20 protein-coding genes are annotated in these 17,970 nt (G+C 32.2%); 3 read left to right on the top strand and 17 right to left on the bottom strand.

The annotated features are described in order from the left end of the window. On the top strand, positions 1 to 335 hold a 335-nt coding region (locus GMA06_RS01915), incomplete at its 5' end, for a transposase (RefSeq protein WP_163561508.1). 262 nt (positions 336 to 597) lie between these two features. Here the strand turns inward: GMA06_RS01915 and GMA06_RS01910 are convergent. The 12 genes from GMA06_RS01910 to GMA06_RS01855 all read right to left on the bottom strand — a co-directional run bounded on the left by GMA06_RS01910 (position 598) and on the right by GMA06_RS01855 (position 10,616). After that, positions 598 to 882 (bottom strand): AraC family ligand binding domain-containing protein, encoded by a 285-nt coding sequence (locus GMA06_RS01910; protein ID WP_205426148.1) that lies wholly within the window; start codon positions 880 to 882, stop codon positions 598 to 600. After that, positions 882 to 1,646, bottom strand: coding sequence for a class I SAM-dependent methyltransferase (locus GMA06_RS01905; protein ID WP_163561510.1), 765 nt, complete (start codon positions 1,644 to 1,646; stop codon positions 882 to 884). Before GMA06_RS01905 ends, GMA06_RS01910 begins: the two co-directional genes overlap by 1 nt. Positions 1,647 to 1,670: 24 nt before the next feature. Then, positions 1,671 to 2,438, bottom strand: a complete 768-nt coding sequence (locus tag GMA06_RS01900; protein WP_163561507.1) for a TIGR01457 family HAD-type hydrolase — start codon at positions 2,436 to 2,438, stop codon at positions 1,671 to 1,673. Beyond that, a complete protein-coding gene (locus GMA06_RS01895; protein ID WP_163545831.1) occupies positions 2,435 to 2,935 on the bottom strand; it encodes a YutD family protein in 501 nt (166 codons plus the stop codon). The genes GMA06_RS01900 and GMA06_RS01895 overlap by 4 nt, the downstream gene beginning before the upstream one ends. Before the next feature lie 79 nt (positions 2,936 to 3,014). Next, positions 3,015 to 3,356 (bottom strand): hypothetical protein, encoded by a 342-nt coding sequence (locus GMA06_RS01890; protein WP_163561506.1) that lies wholly within the window; start codon positions 3,354 to 3,356, stop codon positions 3,015 to 3,017. Positions 3,357 to 3,880: 524 nt separating this feature from the next. Continuing rightward, positions 3,881 to 5,014, bottom strand: a complete 1,134-nt coding sequence (mnmA, locus tag GMA06_RS01885; protein WP_163561505.1) for a tRNA 2-thiouridine(34) synthase MnmA — start codon at positions 5,012 to 5,014, stop codon at positions 3,881 to 3,883. Between the two features lie 93 nt (positions 5,015 to 5,107). After that, a complete protein-coding gene (locus tag GMA06_RS01880; RefSeq protein WP_163545834.1) occupies positions 5,108 to 6,067 on the bottom strand; it encodes a hypothetical protein in 960 nt (319 codons plus the stop codon). Further along, positions 6,067 to 6,603, bottom strand: coding sequence for a hypothetical protein (locus GMA06_RS01875; RefSeq protein ID WP_163545835.1), 537 nt, complete (start codon positions 6,601 to 6,603; stop codon positions 6,067 to 6,069). Before GMA06_RS01875 ends, GMA06_RS01880 begins: the two co-directional genes overlap by 1 nt. 151 nt (positions 6,604 to 6,754) lie before the next feature. Continuing rightward, complete coding sequence (gene recA / locus GMA06_RS01870; protein WP_205422880.1) at positions 6,755 to 7,864, bottom strand: recombinase RecA; 1,110 nt, start codon at positions 7,862 to 7,864, stop codon at positions 6,755 to 6,757. Then, positions 7,854 to 9,107, bottom strand: a complete 1,254-nt coding sequence (locus GMA06_RS01865) for a competence/damage-inducible protein A (RefSeq protein WP_163561504.1) — start codon at positions 9,105 to 9,107, stop codon at positions 7,854 to 7,856. Before GMA06_RS01865 ends, recA begins: the two co-directional genes overlap by 11 nt. Positions 9,108 to 9,136: 29 nt before the next feature. Next, positions 9,137 to 9,655: a CDP-diacylglycerol--glycerol-3-phosphate 3-phosphatidyltransferase gene (gene pgsA / locus GMA06_RS01860; protein WP_163561503.1), complete on the bottom strand. Its 519-nt coding sequence runs from the start codon at positions 9,653 to 9,655 to the stop codon at positions 9,137 to 9,139. A gap of 10 nt (positions 9,656 to 9,665) precedes the next feature. Continuing rightward, complete coding sequence (locus GMA06_RS01855; RefSeq protein WP_163561502.1) at positions 9,666 to 10,616, bottom strand: helix-turn-helix domain-containing protein; 951 nt, start codon at positions 10,614 to 10,616, stop codon at positions 9,666 to 9,668. A 183-nt stretch (positions 10,617 to 10,799) separates the two neighbouring features. Between GMA06_RS01855 and GMA06_RS01850 the strand changes: the two genes are divergently transcribed. Then, the gene (locus GMA06_RS01850; protein WP_163561501.1) at positions 10,800 to 12,113 is read left to right on the top strand and encodes an N-acetylmuramoyl-L-alanine amidase; all 1,314 of its coding nucleotides are present in this window, start codon (positions 10,800 to 10,802) and stop codon (positions 12,111 to 12,113) included. Positions 12,114 to 12,207: 94 nt separating this feature from the next. Here GMA06_RS01850 and GMA06_RS01845 read toward each other — a convergent pair whose 3' ends face one another. Then, positions 12,208 to 12,615 (bottom strand): helix-turn-helix transcriptional regulator, encoded by a 408-nt coding sequence (locus GMA06_RS01845; protein WP_163561500.1) that lies wholly within the window; start codon positions 12,613 to 12,615, stop codon positions 12,208 to 12,210. Positions 12,616 to 12,813: 198 nt separating this feature from the next. Here GMA06_RS01845 and GMA06_RS01840 point away from each other — a divergent pair, with 198 nt between their 5' ends. Then, positions 12,814 to 13,071 (top strand): helix-turn-helix transcriptional regulator, encoded by a 258-nt coding sequence (locus tag GMA06_RS01840; RefSeq protein ID WP_205422881.1) that lies wholly within the window; start codon positions 12,814 to 12,816, stop codon positions 13,069 to 13,071. A gap of 51 nt (positions 13,072 to 13,122) precedes the next feature. Here GMA06_RS01840 and GMA06_RS01835 read toward each other — a convergent pair whose 3' ends face one another. The 4 genes from GMA06_RS01835 to GMA06_RS01820 all read right to left on the bottom strand — a co-directional run bounded on the left by GMA06_RS01835 (position 13,123) and on the right by GMA06_RS01820 (position 17,899). Continuing rightward, positions 13,123 to 14,082 (bottom strand): ABC transporter permease, encoded by a 960-nt coding sequence (locus GMA06_RS01835; RefSeq protein ID WP_163546066.1) that lies wholly within the window; start codon positions 14,080 to 14,082, stop codon positions 13,123 to 13,125. A gap of 4 nt (positions 14,083 to 14,086) precedes the next feature. Further along, positions 14,087 to 15,154 (bottom strand): ABC transporter permease, encoded by a 1,068-nt coding sequence (locus tag GMA06_RS01830; RefSeq protein ID WP_163546067.1) that lies wholly within the window; start codon positions 15,152 to 15,154, stop codon positions 14,087 to 14,089. Further along, entirely contained in the window at positions 15,147 to 16,703 is a 1,557-nt protein-coding gene (locus GMA06_RS01825; RefSeq protein ID WP_163561499.1) for an ABC transporter ATP-binding protein, read from the bottom strand. Before GMA06_RS01825 ends, GMA06_RS01830 begins: the two co-directional genes overlap by 8 nt. An 89-nt stretch (positions 16,704 to 16,792) precedes the next feature. Then, positions 16,793 to 17,899, bottom strand: coding sequence for a BMP family ABC transporter substrate-binding protein (locus GMA06_RS01820; RefSeq protein WP_163561498.1), 1,107 nt, complete (start codon positions 17,897 to 17,899; stop codon positions 16,793 to 16,795). Positions 17,900 to 17,970 lie beyond the last annotated feature (71 nt).

Genomic DNA, 17,970 nt, shown 5'->3' with positions numbered 1-17,970 from the left:
CCACATACGATGTCGTTCATCAATTAAGAGATGCTTTACATAATAGAGATTTTGACCGATTTGAAGAAATACTCATATGGGCTAAACAGGAAGCTATTTCTCCTGGTTTACGTAGAGTATTAAGAACGTTCAAAGGGTATTTACCCTATATTAAAAACACCTTTATCTACCATCATTTGACTAACGGTGCACTTGAAGGAATCAATCATAAAATTAAGGTACTTAAGAGAAATGCCTATGGTTATCGTAACTTTTCACATTTTAGAAATCGTATTTTATTAATCTGTAAGTTATATGTACCATATACCGTACCATCTACTTCACTAGTTGCTTAATAGTTTAAGTCAAAAGTGATGTACGAATAGCTCCTTCCCCGCACAACGTAGGGGAAGAGAAAAATGTATCGTGTACATTTCGGTGAGCCGTACATCACTTTGTGACTTAAAATAAAAAGATAGTGACGTAACATTTGTGACATCACTACTTTTTATGAGTCATCAACCCTATTTGACATAGAGCCTATATTAGTTATATAAATACTTATTTTTGATGTATAATAAATCCCCTACTGGCATACTTTCCAATAAGGGATTGATATTATTCTTTTATTAACGTAACAAAAATTTCAGAATGTTCGTTTGCTTCTGCTTCAATAGTATGTTCGCCATTAAAGGTTAGTACTGTACCCGGAGTCAACAAATGTTCTTCTTGTCCGTCTAGTAAAACCGTAACCGATCCTTTCACAATAACAAAAACAATTTGATGTCCGATATGGTTATGTCTATCAATTTTTTCTGATTTTGCCAATACTTTTTTGACTGTTTTGAATGTATCAAATGAAAAGCATACACCCGCTTGATTGGCTATGTTTCCTATTGTCATCATTTTTCCTTCTTTCTACTACAAATTGCAATGTACATTAAGTCTTTTTTTGTCTTATTAAAAAATTTAAACATATTTAAAAACATTGGTCGATTTTCCGATTTAAGCAATCCATTTTTAAGAATGTTCATCGTGTTTAAAAATCCCTCGTCTTTTATCATTCCCGTAGGCGTCATCAAAGACATTTGACCGTGTATTTCTTGGCTTTCAAAGCCTATTTCTTGAAACAGATGTAGCCAATCATCACGGTGCATTGGATGAACATTGACATGTATCGTTTCACGTAAAGTATCAATAGTTTTCTCTAATGTATCACTAAAGAATGTAATATCATGTGTCAGTAGAATACCATTTGGTTTCAAAACACGGTAATACTCTTTAATGGCTTTTACTTTAGCATTTTTAGACAGCATGGTCAGCATTGCTTCATTGATGACAATATCGAATGAATTGTCATCAAATGGTAAATGCATTGCGTTACCTTGTTGAACAGTAATATACTCTTCTAGTTGATTTGTTTTAATATTTTGTTTTGCTTGTTCAAGTGCATTTTTGTCTAAATCAATACCAGTAATATGACATTGGTATGTTTTGACAAGTTCAATAGATGTTGTACACATATTGCAACCAACTTCTAGCACTTTTTTCTCTTTAGAAAAATTCCCATTTTTAATCAACCAATCTGTTGCTTCTTTTCCTCCTGGACGCAATCTTTTTTTACCTAATTTAGCTAAAAATTGATGTCCTGCTTGTTTTGTCATGATATAAAACTTTCCTTTAAAAAATTTTTATAGATAATTCCACTCACTTAAGTCATTCACAATATGTGTTGGTACTTTTGGTAAATGAGGAATATCTGATTTTTGTGTAACACCAGTTAACGTCAATAATGTATCTATTCCATTATCAATACCGGCTAAAATATCCGTTTGATAATTATCACCAACCATTATAACATCCTCTTTACGAACGCCTAATCTATTGATTGCATGGTTCATAATAATAGACGATGGTTTGCCAATAATAATAGGTTCAACTCTTGTTGCTGCAACAAGTAACTCTTTAATAGCACCAGCTCCGGGAACAAATCCTTTTTCTGTTGGATATTGTTTGTCAATATTTGTCACAATATATTTTGCACCCTGTTGAATCGCTAAACTCGCCATTTTTAAATCATTGTATGTCACTTGTGTATCCAGCGCTTGCAATACAAAATTTGGATGTTCTTTTTCTTCAATAAATCCAGCATTTAAAAATTGTTCCTTTAAAATTTGTTCACCAATAACAAATCCTTTATTTCCTAATTTTTCAGCGAGCAAATAATCTAAAGCTGCTAAACCACTGGTATAGATTTGTGAGATATTCACTTCTATATCCAATGAATTTTGTAAAAATGTCTGCACCATTTCAGGAGATTTTGTTGCATTATTGGTCACAAATAGAAACGGTATCTGTTTTTGTTGCAAGGTTTTAATAAAAGATTCTGCTTCATGTAATCTTTTTTTCCCTACATAAATAGTACCATCTAAATCAATTAAATAACCTTTGTATCTCATGCTTTTTTATCTCCTTTACGAATGACAAAAGCATGTTTTTTTGTCTTTTCTTTTTGTGGTTGTTTTTGTTGATGTGTATGCTTTTTATGATTAGATGTATTTTGTTTTTTACGTTTTTGTTGATTAGACTTGTGTGGAGCATTTTCTTTAGGCATAACAGGATTACCATTTAAAGAAAGTACAAAATAGGCACACCCAAAAGCACAATATTCACGTAAATAATCTTCCAGTGTATAAATTTTACTATCCTCTTCTACATTCTTCATATCATTTTTGTAGAATCCTTTTAAACGAAGTTGATTATGTCCCCAATCCCCTACAATATAATGATATTTTTGTAATAATTTAGTGTATCTATCTTCTAGAGCATCTATTTGAAAGCCATTTTTAAAATCGACTTCTAGTGTATATTCATGTTCATTGATAAAAACAAGATTTTCTTTAACAAAAACTTTCGCTTCAGGGATATCTTGTATTTTTATTTCTTCATTTTCCAATATGTCACCTACTTACTAAGTTATATCTCGTTTATTATCTTAACACAGACAAACAAAAAAAGCACGATAGTCGTGCTTTTTATTCACATTGAATGCCAAAGATATAATATATTTCTTGTTCTTCTGCGATAAAATCTTTTCTTAGTAAATTATCAATATTTTCCAATGTGGTATTAGAACTGTCTTTATACACAAATAAAGGAATAAATTCATTTAATTGAATAGATTTGTTAAGTTTTGATTCATATATTTTTCCTGCCATACCATACATCAATTCAGGTAATTTTAATGGTTTAAGAAATCTATGACTTCCTAGTATTAATTGCAATGTATGATTGTTATATCGTAAAATCAATTCAAAAGGATTTATTTCTTTTTCTTTTTCATCTTGCATCAAAAAGTCACTTTCTTCAATAATCATTTCTCCTGTGTGTGTGATTTTTTTAAGAATATACGTCACTTTTTGTGCTTGATTTGGCGGAGTAATTTTTACTCTTATGGGAATATCTTCTAAAAAATTGATAATAATGCTTCTTCATTTTTTGAAAAAGGATTTGCCTGTATTTTTCCTACAGATTGTGTACAACCACATAAACATAGTATTATACATAACAAAAAATATCTTTGTTTCATATACCATTTCCTCCTTTTATTTAACCAATGAATTTCTAATCATATTCATTCCTAATATAATAGTATGTAACATCTTCTGAGATAAAGAAGAAAGCACGGTTATTTACCGACAAAGATGTTTAACAATGTTTCTTCTTAATTAGGCCATAATATAACATGAAGAGATACTTTTTCTAGTTGACAGCTAAATAAACAAAAATGACATATGACAGAAACTATATAACGACCAAATGCTATACTATTCCTCTTTTTATTCATTATAACAAAAAACGCTTACAAATTCTATAAAAGAACAGCCCGAAGGTTGTTCTTTTAACTATATTGTCTTTTTTCATTATCTTTATATGCTGCATCAATAATGCCGCCGCCTAAACATTCTTCGCCGTCATAAAATACAACAGCTTGTCCAGGAGTAATGGCTCTAACTGGTTCATCAAAAATAATTTTTGCTTCTTTTTGTGAGTCTGATAAATGAACGGTCACACCAACATCAGCTTGTCTATATCTAAATTTAGCTGTACAGTGGAACACAGACGGTTTTTCTTCATCTGTTGTGAATTGTAATTCACTCGCTGTTAAATAATCCGTATATAAATACTCATGATGATAACCTTGTCCGACATATAAAATATTTTCTTTTAAATCTTTTCCGACGACAAACCAAGGTTCATGAACAGAATAACCTTTCACACCACCAATGCCTAATCCTTGTCTTTGTCCAATCGTATAATACATTAATCCGGCATGTTCACCAATGATATTGCCGTCTAATGTTTTCATAGGACCTGGCTGTGCTGGTAAATAGTGAGAAAGAAATTCTTTGAAATTACGTTCACCAATAAAGCATACCCCAGTGGAATCTTTTTTTGTTGCTGTAGCTAAACCAGCTTCTTGTGCGATGCGTCTTACCTCTGATTTTGGTAAATGCCCAATAGGAAACATCGCTTTTTGTAATTGTTCTTGGGATAATTGACTTAAAAAGTAAGTTTGATCTTTATTATTATCAACGCCTCTTAATAAGTGCTTTACACCATATTCATCTGTCGATAGACGTGCATAATGCCCCATTGCGACATAATCTGCACCTAAATCCATAGCATAGTCTAAAAAGGCTTTAAACTTTATTTCTTTATTGCACATCACATCAGGATTAGGTGTTCTATCTTTTTTATACTCATCTAAAAAGTACGTAAACACTTTATCCCAATATTCTTTTTCAAAATTCACCGAATAATACGGGATACCAATTTGCTGAGCAACTTTTTCAACATCTTTATAATCTTCCGTTGCTGTACAGACACCATTTTCGTCTGTATCATCCCAGTTTTTCATAAAAATACCTATCACATCGTATCCTTGTTCTTTCAAAAGAAGTGCTGTCACAGAAGAGTCTACTCCTCCACTCATGCCAACAACAACTCGAGTATTTGCATTTGTTTTTGTCATAAAATCACCATCATTTCGTTTGATTAAGCGATTGAAGGTCGCTTGACTGCATCTAGTATACAGATAATTAAAACCGATGTAAAACCAAAAAGCTTAGATAGACATATTTCGACGGATTTTTGAATTGTGCTTCTCTAAATACTCATAAAAAAGCACGACACGTAATTTAAGATTCCGTGCATTCTCTACTAGAGAAATCGTTTGTCGATTTGTTTTCTTAACACTTAATTGAAAAATAGTAACGGTACTATTCTTTACTTTTCGTATATATGTTGTATAGTTTATACTTGCAATCTCTTCTAAGGGGATAAAAATAAAACTCTTCTGATTCACAATGAGGGTATCTTTATATACATAAAGATGTAATTTTTTATCTTTGTATGAAGCATTTGAAGCAATAATACCATATCCAAATGTCACTTCTGGAAAGTATTCTTCAAAAATTGTATACATTTTTAAATTTTGTTTAATACGTTTCGTGCATGTTATCCATAGAAAAATACTAATTATTATCCCACCAAAACCTATCAAGTGTTTGACAACTTGTGAGTCGTTAAATCTCTTTAAGGATACATATTCCGAACCAATTATTGCATCTTTTGGCACAGCTCTTAAAAAATCGGTATATAAGTCAACAGTCACATTTGTAAATAAACGTTTTGAGCGACGTCCTACTTTTTCAACTGTTGGAACAAAAGTTGTCATGACATAGGCAGGTTGCTCTTTTAAACTTTGTTTTCGATGAAATAAATCACGCACGATAGTGTTGTTTTTTTCTGCTGCAAGCATAACATAGCCGTACTCATGTTTAATGAGGTATAATGTTGTTTCGTTTATTTCAATAGATGTTTTATCTATATCAAATACTTTTATTGCTACAGGATTGGCATATAGTAAAGTATATTGTTTATAAACTTGCCCTTTATCATAAGCGTCTTTTGCCAGTTGTTCATTAGATTGAAAAATATCCGATACGGCTGAACAAGAGAAAATGATAGCAAAAAAACTAATGAGTAATTTTATTTTTGTACCTTTTAATCGCTGTTTTCTCATTATGTTCTTCTCCTTGTCAATAACCGATATAAATATTTAAGAGCAAAAAATAAGAAAATAAGAGAAATAATCCACGCCCATGGTGCTACTTTTTTATACTGATAAACCGATACATAGCGTGATAATGTCATATTATCACTTGATAAATACTTAGGAAGATTATTTTCTATTTCTGTGTACCCAGACGTATATTTTGGCATAACTCTAACACATAAAGTAGGTTGTAATGTTGCTAATGCGTCTTTTTGGCTATAAATCATGTTCACATCTTTATCGTCTTTTTCTGCTTCTAATAAAATCGTACCATACTCATGTGTTACTATGTAAAAAAGAGTGCTATTTTTTGTCTTAATGACAGTATCTAATTTTTCAATAGCATGCACTCGTAAACGATAATCTCCAAGTGGCTGATCATCAGTGTACACAGAACCATAAAATGACGTTTGCCATTGATATGGTATGACTTGTTTGAATGTAAATAATATCGATAGTATGATACAACCTAATGATAGTAATAAATAAACACGTTTTTTCATAATATTAAAGATAAAGAGGTTGACCCGATATATGATAAAAAAATGGCAAGCAGACATGTTTGGGTATCCGCTTGCCATTGATACAGCATACATAAGACTAAATTTTTGAAATAAAATTTGTCAACTTCATTTTTGAGATAGCCCTTTTATGTTATTCCTCTTCTAATAATTCCACTAATAATGGATCTGTAATATCGACTGTTTCTTCTTGTTCAGTAGAAATATCTTTGTTTAATAAAGCAGACTCTTCTGCTGTTGGTTCAATAAGTCCCATTTTAATACGTAATTTTCTATCAACTTCAGCCATGATTTCTGGGTGTTCTAACAAGAATTTTTTAGCTGTTTCACGCCCTTGCCCAATTCTATCTTCACCATAAGAATACCATGACCCACTTTTCTTAATCATGTCATGCTCAACAGCTAAGTCTAAAATTTCTCCTGTTTTAGAAATACCTTCACCATACATGATGTCGACATAAACTGTTTTGAATGGTGGTGCCACTTTATTTTTTACAATTTTAATTTTTGTTGAGTTACCAATGATTTCAGAATCTTTGCTTCCTTTAATGGCTTCACTCTTACGTACTTCCATACGAATCGTTGAGTAGAATTTTAAAGCACGTCCTCCTGGTGTTACTTCTGGATTTCCATATGTAACACCGACTTTTTCACGTAATTGGTTAATAAAAATAGCAACTGTTTTTTGTTTGTTAATCACACTTGATAATTTTCTTAACGCTTGTGACATTAAACGAGCTTGTAACCCAACATGAGAATCACCCATATCACCTTTAATTTCTGCTTTTGGTACAAGTGCAGCAACGGAGTCAATGACAATAACATCAATCGCACCTGAACTAATTAAAGCTTCAGCAATTTCAAGTGCTTCTTCCCCACTATCTGGCTGAGATAAGAATAAATCATCAATATCAATTCCCAAATTTTTAGCATAAAGAGGGTCCATTGCATGTTCTGCATCAATATATGCCGCTACTCCTCCAGTTTTTTGTACTTCTGCAACAACGTGTAAAGCTGTTGTTGTTTTACCAGATGATTCTGGACCATAAATTTCAATGATACGTCCACGAGGGAAACCACCAATGCCTAATGCAGAATCAATTAAAATAGAACCTGATGAAATGGCATCAATTTTTGTATCGGCTCTATCTCCTAAGCGCATAATAGATCCTTTACCAAAATCTTTTTCAATTTTCTTAATAGCATCTTGCAATGCCTTCATTCTTTCTTCACTAATAACCATAATGTTCTCCTTTTTCTTCGAGCAATTCTCTCAATTTGTTTAAACCAAATATTGCGGATAATTCTCTATTGGCATTTCTACCACGATTGAAATGTACGCAATATGATATAGGTTCTTTATTTGGCATTGCAATACCAATATACACCGTTCCAGATGCTTTATCTTCTATTGCATGTTCATCAGCAATCCCAGTAAAAGAAAGACCAATATCACTACCATATAATGCCTTTACATTTTGTGCCATAGCCACAGCACACTCATGACTTATCGTTCCATATTTTAACAGTAATTCTGAAGGAATACAAAGTATTTTTTCTTTAGCACTTGTTTGATATGTGACAACACCGCCTGAAAAAACATCAGATGCACCAGAAACACTAACGAGCTTACTTTGACATAAACCACCTGTTAAACTTTCTGCAACACTGAGTGTATAGTGCTTTTCTTTTAATAAAGCAATCACAACATCAGCCAGTGTTTGATGATCGTATCCATAAAAATAAGGTTTTAATGGTTCTAAAATCAATGCTTCTGTTTGTTTAATTTTTTCTTCACATTCTTGTGTTGTTCGACCATTTGCGGTTAATCGAATGGTAACATCACCTGTATATGCGTAAATCGCAATCGTAGGATTAGACTGTGCATCAATAATAGTACTAATTTTTTCTGCTAAAGCAGATTCACCGATATTTGTGAATCTCAGTGTTTTTGACACAAAAACGCCACCTATTTTTTCTTTCAAAAAAGGCAATAGTTCTTTTTCCACCATTGTTGTCATTTCAGAGGGAGGACCAGGTAATACAGCATACATCACATTATCTTTTGTTGTCACCATACCAATAGCCAATCCATTGTGATTCTTTAAAATATGACTATTTTTGATATAGTGAGCTTGTCGCAAATTATTTTCTGGCATTTCTTTTTCAATTTTATGAAAATGATGTTTGATTTTATCAACAGCCTCATCATCTAATAATAATGTTTCTTGTAAATGTTCAGCTAATGCGTCTTTTGTTAAGTCATCTTTTGTAGGGCCAAGTCCTCCTGATAAAATCACTAAATCACTTCTTTTGGAAGCAATATTTAATAAACGACGTATTCTCTCTATATTATCACCAACACTTGTATGAAAATAAGTTGGAATACTCAATTCTTTTAAAACATTGGCAATATAATGCGTATTTGTATCTAATGTTTCACCTAAGAGTAATTCTGTTCCGACTGTAATAATTTCTGCTTTCATAAATAAACCCTCTATTTATAGTATATGCATTATGATGATAAATTTTCAAAAACAGAACGATTTTTATAAAAATACTCTATACCTGAATAAATGGTAAAGAATAAACAAATATATAAAAATATGTTTCCAACATGAAAATTATTCATTAGTAAAAAAATAATCGCAAACATTTGTGTAGCTGTTTTTATTTTTCCCGACCAGTCCGCAGCCATAACCTTCCCTTGTTCGACAAGTAATAAACGTAATCCAGTAATGGCTAATTCACGACAAACGATAATACACACAATCCAAGCAGGTATATAGTGCTTTTCAACTAACAAAATAAATGCTGTTAAGACAAGTATTTTATCTGCTAAAGGATCAGCAAATTTTCCAAAATTTGTAATGAGATGATATTTTCTAGCTAAATAACCATCTAACCAATCTGTTATACTTGCCAATACAAAAATCAGCGCTGCTATTTCAAAAGTTTGAAATACATACATAGACACAATAAAAAATGGAATGGCAATCATTCTTGCTAGTGTTAATTTGTTTGCAATATTCATTTTTTATCACCTATTTTGCTAAATTGATTTTAACCGTTTCAACCCTCGATGTCGTTGGAACAGCCACATTTTGTCCATTTAGTGTTAATGTTGCTGCTTGAGAAATACCAAATGTAATGGTAACATCATTCGCATTATTTAAAGCACGAATAGTTGTTGGCACTTTATCTGTAATCGTTCTTTCTAAAATAACTTTCCCGTGAACAGACACACGCACCCATGTTGGTTCAGTCACTTTTATCGTTAAGTTATAGTCACCTTTATAATTTTTAAATGCATCACCTAGACCATACACGATTTGATTTGCTGTTGACGATTGAACAACCAAATTACTACCACCAGGTGCTACAGTATTTTGTGATACACCATTATTATTAGCTGTACTAGACTGTGTCGTTTCTGTTGTCGTTGTTGTGCTTTCAGTGGTCGTCGTAGTTGTTGTACTTGTTGTACTTGTTGTACTAGCTGTACTTGTTGTCGTAATAGATGCAGCAGTTGTCGTTGTTGTAGTCGTTGTTTCTACTGATTGCTGGAATAGTTTCGGTGAAAAATAAATTAACGAAGCAACAATGGCTAAAGCAATGGCACAAAATATAATAACAGGTTTTCTATTTTTCTTTTGTTCTGGTGTTGTAGCCGCCATTGCTGGTTTAGAAGAAACCGGTGCTACTTTTTTCGGTTTATTCATTTTCATAGCTTGTTCTTTTTTCAAACGTTCTTTTTCTGCTAGTTCAGCTTGTCGTTTGTTTTCTTCAAGCAATTTTTCTCCGTCCATTTTTACAACAGAGGCATATTGCACAACGAAATTTTTCTTATAATAATCTCCTGGAATAATATCTAATTGATCATTTTCAATCGCTTCTAAATAGCGTAATTGGATACCCGTTTTTTCATGAATGTCATTTAGAGTATAGCCTAATTTTTCTCTTTTTTCTTTTAAAATATTACCTAAAGATGTCATAAAACTCTCCTTTTCACGTCTTTACATTTTATTATACCATACTTCAATTTAGTTTTAAAAATATGTCTTACTAAAAAATACTTAAAATCTATTTATTTTGAAAGTTATCTGTTCTCTTTATATGTATTTTATGTTATATTAAAAAAAGATACTTACAAAAGATGAAATATAAGGAATAACTAAATGAATACAAGTAAAAATAATAGGTTTATCATTTTAACAGCAACAATTATTATTGTTGCTATATTAAATATTTACTTTTTATCTTTAGTCACAACAACATTAGTAAAAGCAGAATATATTGCAGTCAGACAAAACGCTAATACCGACAGTGTTATCCAACAACTAGTCAAAAAAGATAGTAAAGTAACCATTTTAAAAAAAGAAAAAAATTGGGTACATATCTTTTACGATAATACACAAGGATGGATTCAAGAAGAAGACTTATATGCTGACCAAGTAAATGTAACACATTCAGGAAGTACAATGAGTGTGGCAAAAGAAAATGTATCTGTGTTTAAAGATCCTAGATCCACTGATAAAGAAATAGGAAAACTGGATAGACAAGCTACTTATTTAAAATTTTTTGATAAAAATGACTGGAGCCAAATTCTTTATCAAAATGAATTAGCTTGGGTAGAATCATCTGCATTAAAAGAAACAACACAACAATCTGCAGAAAGTAATCAAGTCACTTCTAAAATAAAAGCAAATAATTATCCAGCAAGAAACATTATTAAAGCAACAGATCCAACAAGTTTACTCGCTTCTCCTGGTCCTTCAGGAGCATTGGAAAACATTTATAAAGGTGAGTTCTTATATGTAAAAGATAAGGAAGCTCAAAATGGCTATTATTCAGCAACGTCTAGTAGTAATATAGATGGTTATATCAATGCAAGTAAAGCAAAATTCTTTGAAAATGTAGCGCAAAGAGTTGGAACAAAATCAAAAACATTAAATGGTGCAACAATTGTGTTAGATCCAGGACATGGAGGAACAGACGGTGGTGCTGTTTCAAATATTTCAGAAAATATAAACGAACGTATTCTCGCTTTAAAAACAGCGGAAGTATTAAAAACATTATTAGAAGAAAATGGTGCTAAAGTCATTATGACACGTACATCTGATGTTGATGTTACTTTAGAAAAACGTTCTGAAATTGCCAATACAGCACAAGCTGATGTGTTCATCAGCCTACACTATGATTCAGCCGATGTAAAAGGTCCAAGCGGAACAACCGTTCACTACTTCCACTACGAAGATATGCGTTTAGCAGACTTAGTAAATGAACAATTTGAAAATCTACCTTTAAAAACAAATGGTGTTAAATTAAGCGTTTATCAAGTTCTATACGATAATAAAGTGCCTTCTCTTCTTTTAGAATTAGGCTATATGAATAATGATAATGACGTGAAAATTTTTAATACAGAAGATTACAGACAAAAAGTGGCAACAGACGTTGTTAATGCTTTAAAAGTCTATTTTGATAACCAATAAAATGCTTGGGGCAACCCAAGTATTTTATTTTGGTTAGTTTATTCCAAATAAAAAAAAGTGAATAGCATTAGCCATTCACCATCAATATAAATTATTACTTATTCATTTGTATAATTGATACGTCATAGTTTCCTACATCATTTTTAACGATATGCATTTCTAAAACCTGCTCTTGTGTAAATGGTTTTGCAATCTGATGAAGTTCTTCAGTCGTTAAAGTGCCATATATTGTATTTGCTTCATGCACTTCACTTTGTTCAATAGGTGAATTTAAATAAGAAACTATTTTTTGTTTTGGAAATAGTGTATCAACACTCATATCAAGAGCTCGTGCTATTTTTTCTTGATTTTTTTCAGAAATGTATGTGCGTCCATTGATGTAATCATTTAATGTACTTGTTGCAATACCTGTTTCTTTTGAAATAGCTGTTTGTGTCTTTTGTTTTTCTAAAAGAGCGTCTTTTAAAGATTGACTCATCGCTTTTTTTAATATTTCTTTCAACTTATATCCTCTATTCACAAAATCTATATTTTTTATTTAAAACAAAATATTTAAGTCTATTATACTATAATAAAACATTAAATAAAAAGAATTTATATATAGAGAAAATAGATTTTATAGTATATAAAGCACTTTTCTATTTGACTATCCGAATTTATTCGGATAATATAGAATATATATAAAAGGAGGGATATTATCATGATTGTTTTATCTTTAAAAGCAGCACGTGCTAATGCCAATTTAACACTAATTGAAGCGTCAAAAATTTTGTCTATTAACAAAGATACATTATCTCGATATGAACGTAATTCTTCCCATATACCAAGATCAATTAGCTTGAAGATGCAAGAGTTATATCAAATTCCTGAAAAAAACTTATTTTTTGGCGATATTACAGAATTTCATAAAAAGAAACAAAAACATATACAAACAATGATACAAGAAAATGAATTTTAATCTTATGATAAAACAAAAAGGAGTCAGACAAATTGTCTAACTCTCTTTTTATTATTTCGATTTAATATAATTTTTTCCGATTGCGGCAGGTGCTTCAGATTTACCAATGAATAACACTAATACAATGATAGTAACAATGTATGGTGTGATTTTCAAATAAATAGACGGAATATCTGAAATGACCGGAATAGCTGTTCCTACAATACTTAAACTTTGTGCTAAGCCAAAGAATAGTGATGAGAACATAGCACCAATTGGATTCCACTTACCGAAAATCATGGCTGCCATTGCCATAAATCCTTGTCCAGCAATAGTTGCTGCTGAAAAGTTTCTTGTGATAGATTGTGATACAACAGCACCGCCAATACCTCCTAAAAAACCAGAAAGTAAAACAGCATAGTATTTCATAGAGGATACATGAATACCTAATGTATCTGCAGCTTGTGGATACTCCCCTACTGCTCTTAGTCGTAAACCAAATCTTGTTTTAAATAAAATAAACCAAGAAACACATGCTACTAAAATAGCAATATAGGCAACGACATACGTGTTTTTAAAGAAAATAGGTCCGATAACAGGTATATCTTCTAAAATTGGGAATGAAAATAATCCAAATGATTCTGTGATAATATCTGTTTGTCCTTTATCTTCATATAAAAGTCTTGTTAGCACAACACATAATGCTGGTGCAATTAAGTTTAAGACTGTTCCAGAAATAACGTGATCGGCTCTTAAATTTACTGTAGCAATAGCATGAATAATCGCAAATAATAATCCTGCTATTCCTCCGACTAATAGTCCAATCCACGGCGTAGCTGCACCGAATGATTCAGCACACTCTAAATTAAAGACAATAGAAGCAAAAGAGCCAACAACCATAATTCCTTCTAATCCAACGTTTACAACACCGCTACGTTCGGAGAATGTTCCACCTAAAGCTGTAAAAATTAGAGGTGACGCATACAATAAAGTAGATCCAACAATCAATGTTAATATTTGTGTAATAGTCATATTATTATGCCTCCTCGCTTTGTTTCCATTTTATTTTATCAAGTATAAAACGAATAATATAGTTTGCACCGACGAAGAAAATAATAATAGCTGTAATAACAGTTACTAATTCAGCAGGTACATTTGTCATTAAAGACATTTCTGAACTTCCTGATTCAAAAATACCGAATAATGCTGCTGATAAAATAATACCTAGTGGATTTCCTAATGCCAATAAGGAAACGGACATACCTGTAAATCCAATCGCAGGAGAAACACCATTTTGTAAGAAGATGTTTTCAAATTGCCCTAAGCCCTCCATAACACCTGCAAGACCTGCAAGACATCCACTAATAAACATCGCACGAATAATATTTTTCTTTGCGTTCATACCTGCATATTCAGCAGCAAATGGGTTTAATCCAACAGCACGTAATTCTAATCCTAATGTTGTACGTTTTAACATAATATGTACCAAAAGTGCCATGAAAACAGAAATAATGATACCTAAATGAACTGTTGAATTATCCGTTAATTCTGTTAAGACATCCCAACGTAAACTTGCCGCTTGTGGAATGGTGTTTGTTTTATCAGCTGCTGGGTTTGTCATTACATTACGAATTAAGAAGTCATTTACGTATAAAATAACATAGTTTAACATAATAGTTGTTATCACTTCACTAGCATTGAAATAAGCTTTTAAAATACCAGCAATACCAGCCCATACAGCACCAGCAATCATACCTGTTACAATACATAGTGGCAATAGCATATATTGAGGTAATGTTGGGAATGATAAGGCAACCCAAACAGATGTCAACCAACCAGCTAATGCTTGTCCAGACAATCCAATATTAAAGAATCCTGCTTTATAAGCAACAGAAAATCCTAATGCTGTTAAAATAAGTGGAGCCATAGAACGTAATGTTTGTCCTATTCCATAAGATGTACCTAATGCTCCTCCAAATAGATATTGATAAGCTTCAATAGGATCTTTTCCAATCAATGCAATAATAATTGCACCAAATACCAAACCTAGTAAAACGGATAAAAATGGTACAAGTAGGTTTTGAAATTTTTTATGACTATTCATGAGAACCTCCTCCTACTTCTTTGTCTGCTTTTTCAACAGATGAACCTGCAATCAACAATCCTAATTCTCTTACAGTGGTTTCTTCTGGTTTTACAATCGCTACAATTCTACCGTCATACATAACAGCAATTCTATCTGCAACGTTCATAATTTCATCTAATTCAAAACTCATTAACAACACTGCTTTGCCATGTGTACGTTGACTAATCAAACGTTTATGAATAAATTCGATTGCACCAACGTCTAATCCACGAGTTGGTTGTGCTGCAATCAATAAGTCCGGGTTTCTATCAATTTCACGTGCAATAATTGCTTTTTGTTGATTTCCTCCAGATAAAGCAGATGCATTCACTTTTTCACTAGGTGTACGTACGTCAAACTCATTGATTAAATGCATAGCATACGTTGAAATAATTTTATCGTTTAAAAAACCACGTTTACTGAATGGTTTTTGATAATAAGTTTGAAGAATAATATTTTCTTCTACCGTCATATCCAATACTAATCCGTGTTTATGTCTATCTTCTGGAATATGACCTAAACCAGTTTCCGTAATTTGTCTTGGTGTGCGATTTGTAATATCTTTACCATTCAACGTTACGGTTCCTTGTGTTGATTTTGTTAATCCAGCAATAGCTTGAATAAGTTCTGTTTGTCCATTACCGTCAACACCTGCAATACCGACAACTTCTCCAGCGTGAATTGTTAAGTCAACACCTTTCACGATTGGTAAGCCACGAGATTCATTAACATGTAAATTTTTAATTTCTAAAACAGGGTGTTGTGGGTTAGCAGGTGCTTTATCTGTTTTAAAGGAAACAGCACGCCCTACCATCATATCTGCCAATTCTTGAGAAGACACTTTATCCACATCAACAGTATCAATATGTTCTCCACGACGAATAACAGTACATTTATCTGCCACGGCACGAATTTCATCTAATTTATGCGTAATGATAACAACAGATTTTCCCTCTGCTGCTAGACCTTTAATAATTTTAATCAGTTCATCAATCTCTTGAGGTGTTAAAACAGCGGTCGGCTCATCAAAAATCAAAATATCTGCACCACGGTACAATGTTTTTAAAATTTCAACACGTTGTTCCATACCTACTGTAATATCTCTTACAAGAGCGTCTGGATTGATATCTAAATTATATTGTTTTGATAATGCCAAAATTTCTTCACGTGCTTTTTTTATATTCACAACACCGGCTTGTGTTGGCTCAGTTCCTAAAATAATATTTTCTGTTACTGTGAATTTTTTTACCAACATGAAATGCTGATGCACCATACCGATTTTTAATTTTGTTGCTTTTGTTGGAGAGGTAATTTTAACAGTTTCACCATTGATGAGGATTTCTCCGCTTGTTGGTTGTAATAATCCACATAACATATTCATAAGTGTCGATTTACCCGCACCATTTTCACCTAATAAAGCATGGATTTCACCTTTTTTAACTTTTAAGTTAATATTTTTATTGGCTGTGAAATCACCAAACTTCTTTGTTATGTTTCGCATCTCAATAACATAGTTTGATTCGGACATTTATGTCATTCCTTTCAACTTTTCACCTTTTATAAAAAGACCCACTCAACACACAATATTGAGTGGGTGTTACTATTATTTATATAAGATTATTTTTTTAAAAATTCATCTAATTCTGCTTCAGTAGCAGGTGCTTTTACTTTGCCATCAATGATATCTTGTTTAGCTTTTTTCACTGCATCTTTAACATCAGCACTTAATTGACCGTCTGTTAAATCTACACCACCGTCAGCTAAAGTATAGCGTGTTAAACCACTCTTGAATCCGTCTTTTTCTGTTGCTTCTGCAAATTTCACAACAGCTTCACCAACTTTTTTCAATGTTGATGTTAAAGTAACAGATTTTTCTTCGCCTGATTTTGTTTTGTATTTACCTTGTTCATGTTGGTCTAAGTCAACACCGATAACCCATAATTGTTTAGAATCGTCAGCTTGCATTAAATCAGTTGCAGCAGTAAACACACCTAAACCTGATGCTCCAGCAGCTCCGTAGATAACGTCTGCACCATTAGCAAACATTGTGTTAGCGATTGTTTTACCAGTTCCTGCATCTTGGAATGAACCAACGTATTGTCTATCAACTGTAATATCTTTGTTAACAGATTTTGCACCAGCAACAAATCCAGCTTCAAAACGAATTAAAGTTTCTGTTTTCACACCACCGATATATCCAATGTGATTTGTTTTTGTTGTTTTAGCTGCAGCAATACCTGCTAAGTATGCAGATTCATTTTCAGCAAATAAGATAGATGCACCATTTGTATATTGATCTTTAATTACACTATCAACTGTAACAAAATGATTATCTTTGTTTTCTTCTGTTGCTTTATTTGCTGCTTCTTGTAAAGTGAAACCTACCGCAAAAATTAAATCATATTTTGCTGATACAGCTTTTTTAAAGTTTGTTGCATAGTCTTTTTCACCAGAAGATTGAATGTAGTTATAACCTTCTGCACCTTTTTCACGACCATGTTCTTTACCCCATGCTTGCATTGCTGTCCAAGCACTTTGGTTAAATGATTTATCGTCAACACCACCAGAGTCAGTTACCATAACAATTGAGAATTTTTTCGCTGCTTTTTCACCAGCAGTTGTTTTCTCCATTGAATTAGAAGCAGATTTATTACCACATGCTGCTAATAATAAGACCGCAGCTGCACTCATTGTAACTAATCCTAAAACTTTTCTTTTTGACATATATAAATACCCTCCTCGATATGATGTTCCATAAGAACAATTCTATTTTAACATATAAACACGAAAAATAA

Source organism: Granulicatella sp. zg-84 (assembly GCF_010892375.1).
Taxonomy (GTDB): Bacteria; Bacillota; Bacilli; order Lactobacillales; family Aerococcaceae; genus WM01.
This window is presented reverse-complemented; position numbering and strand designations above follow the sequence as displayed.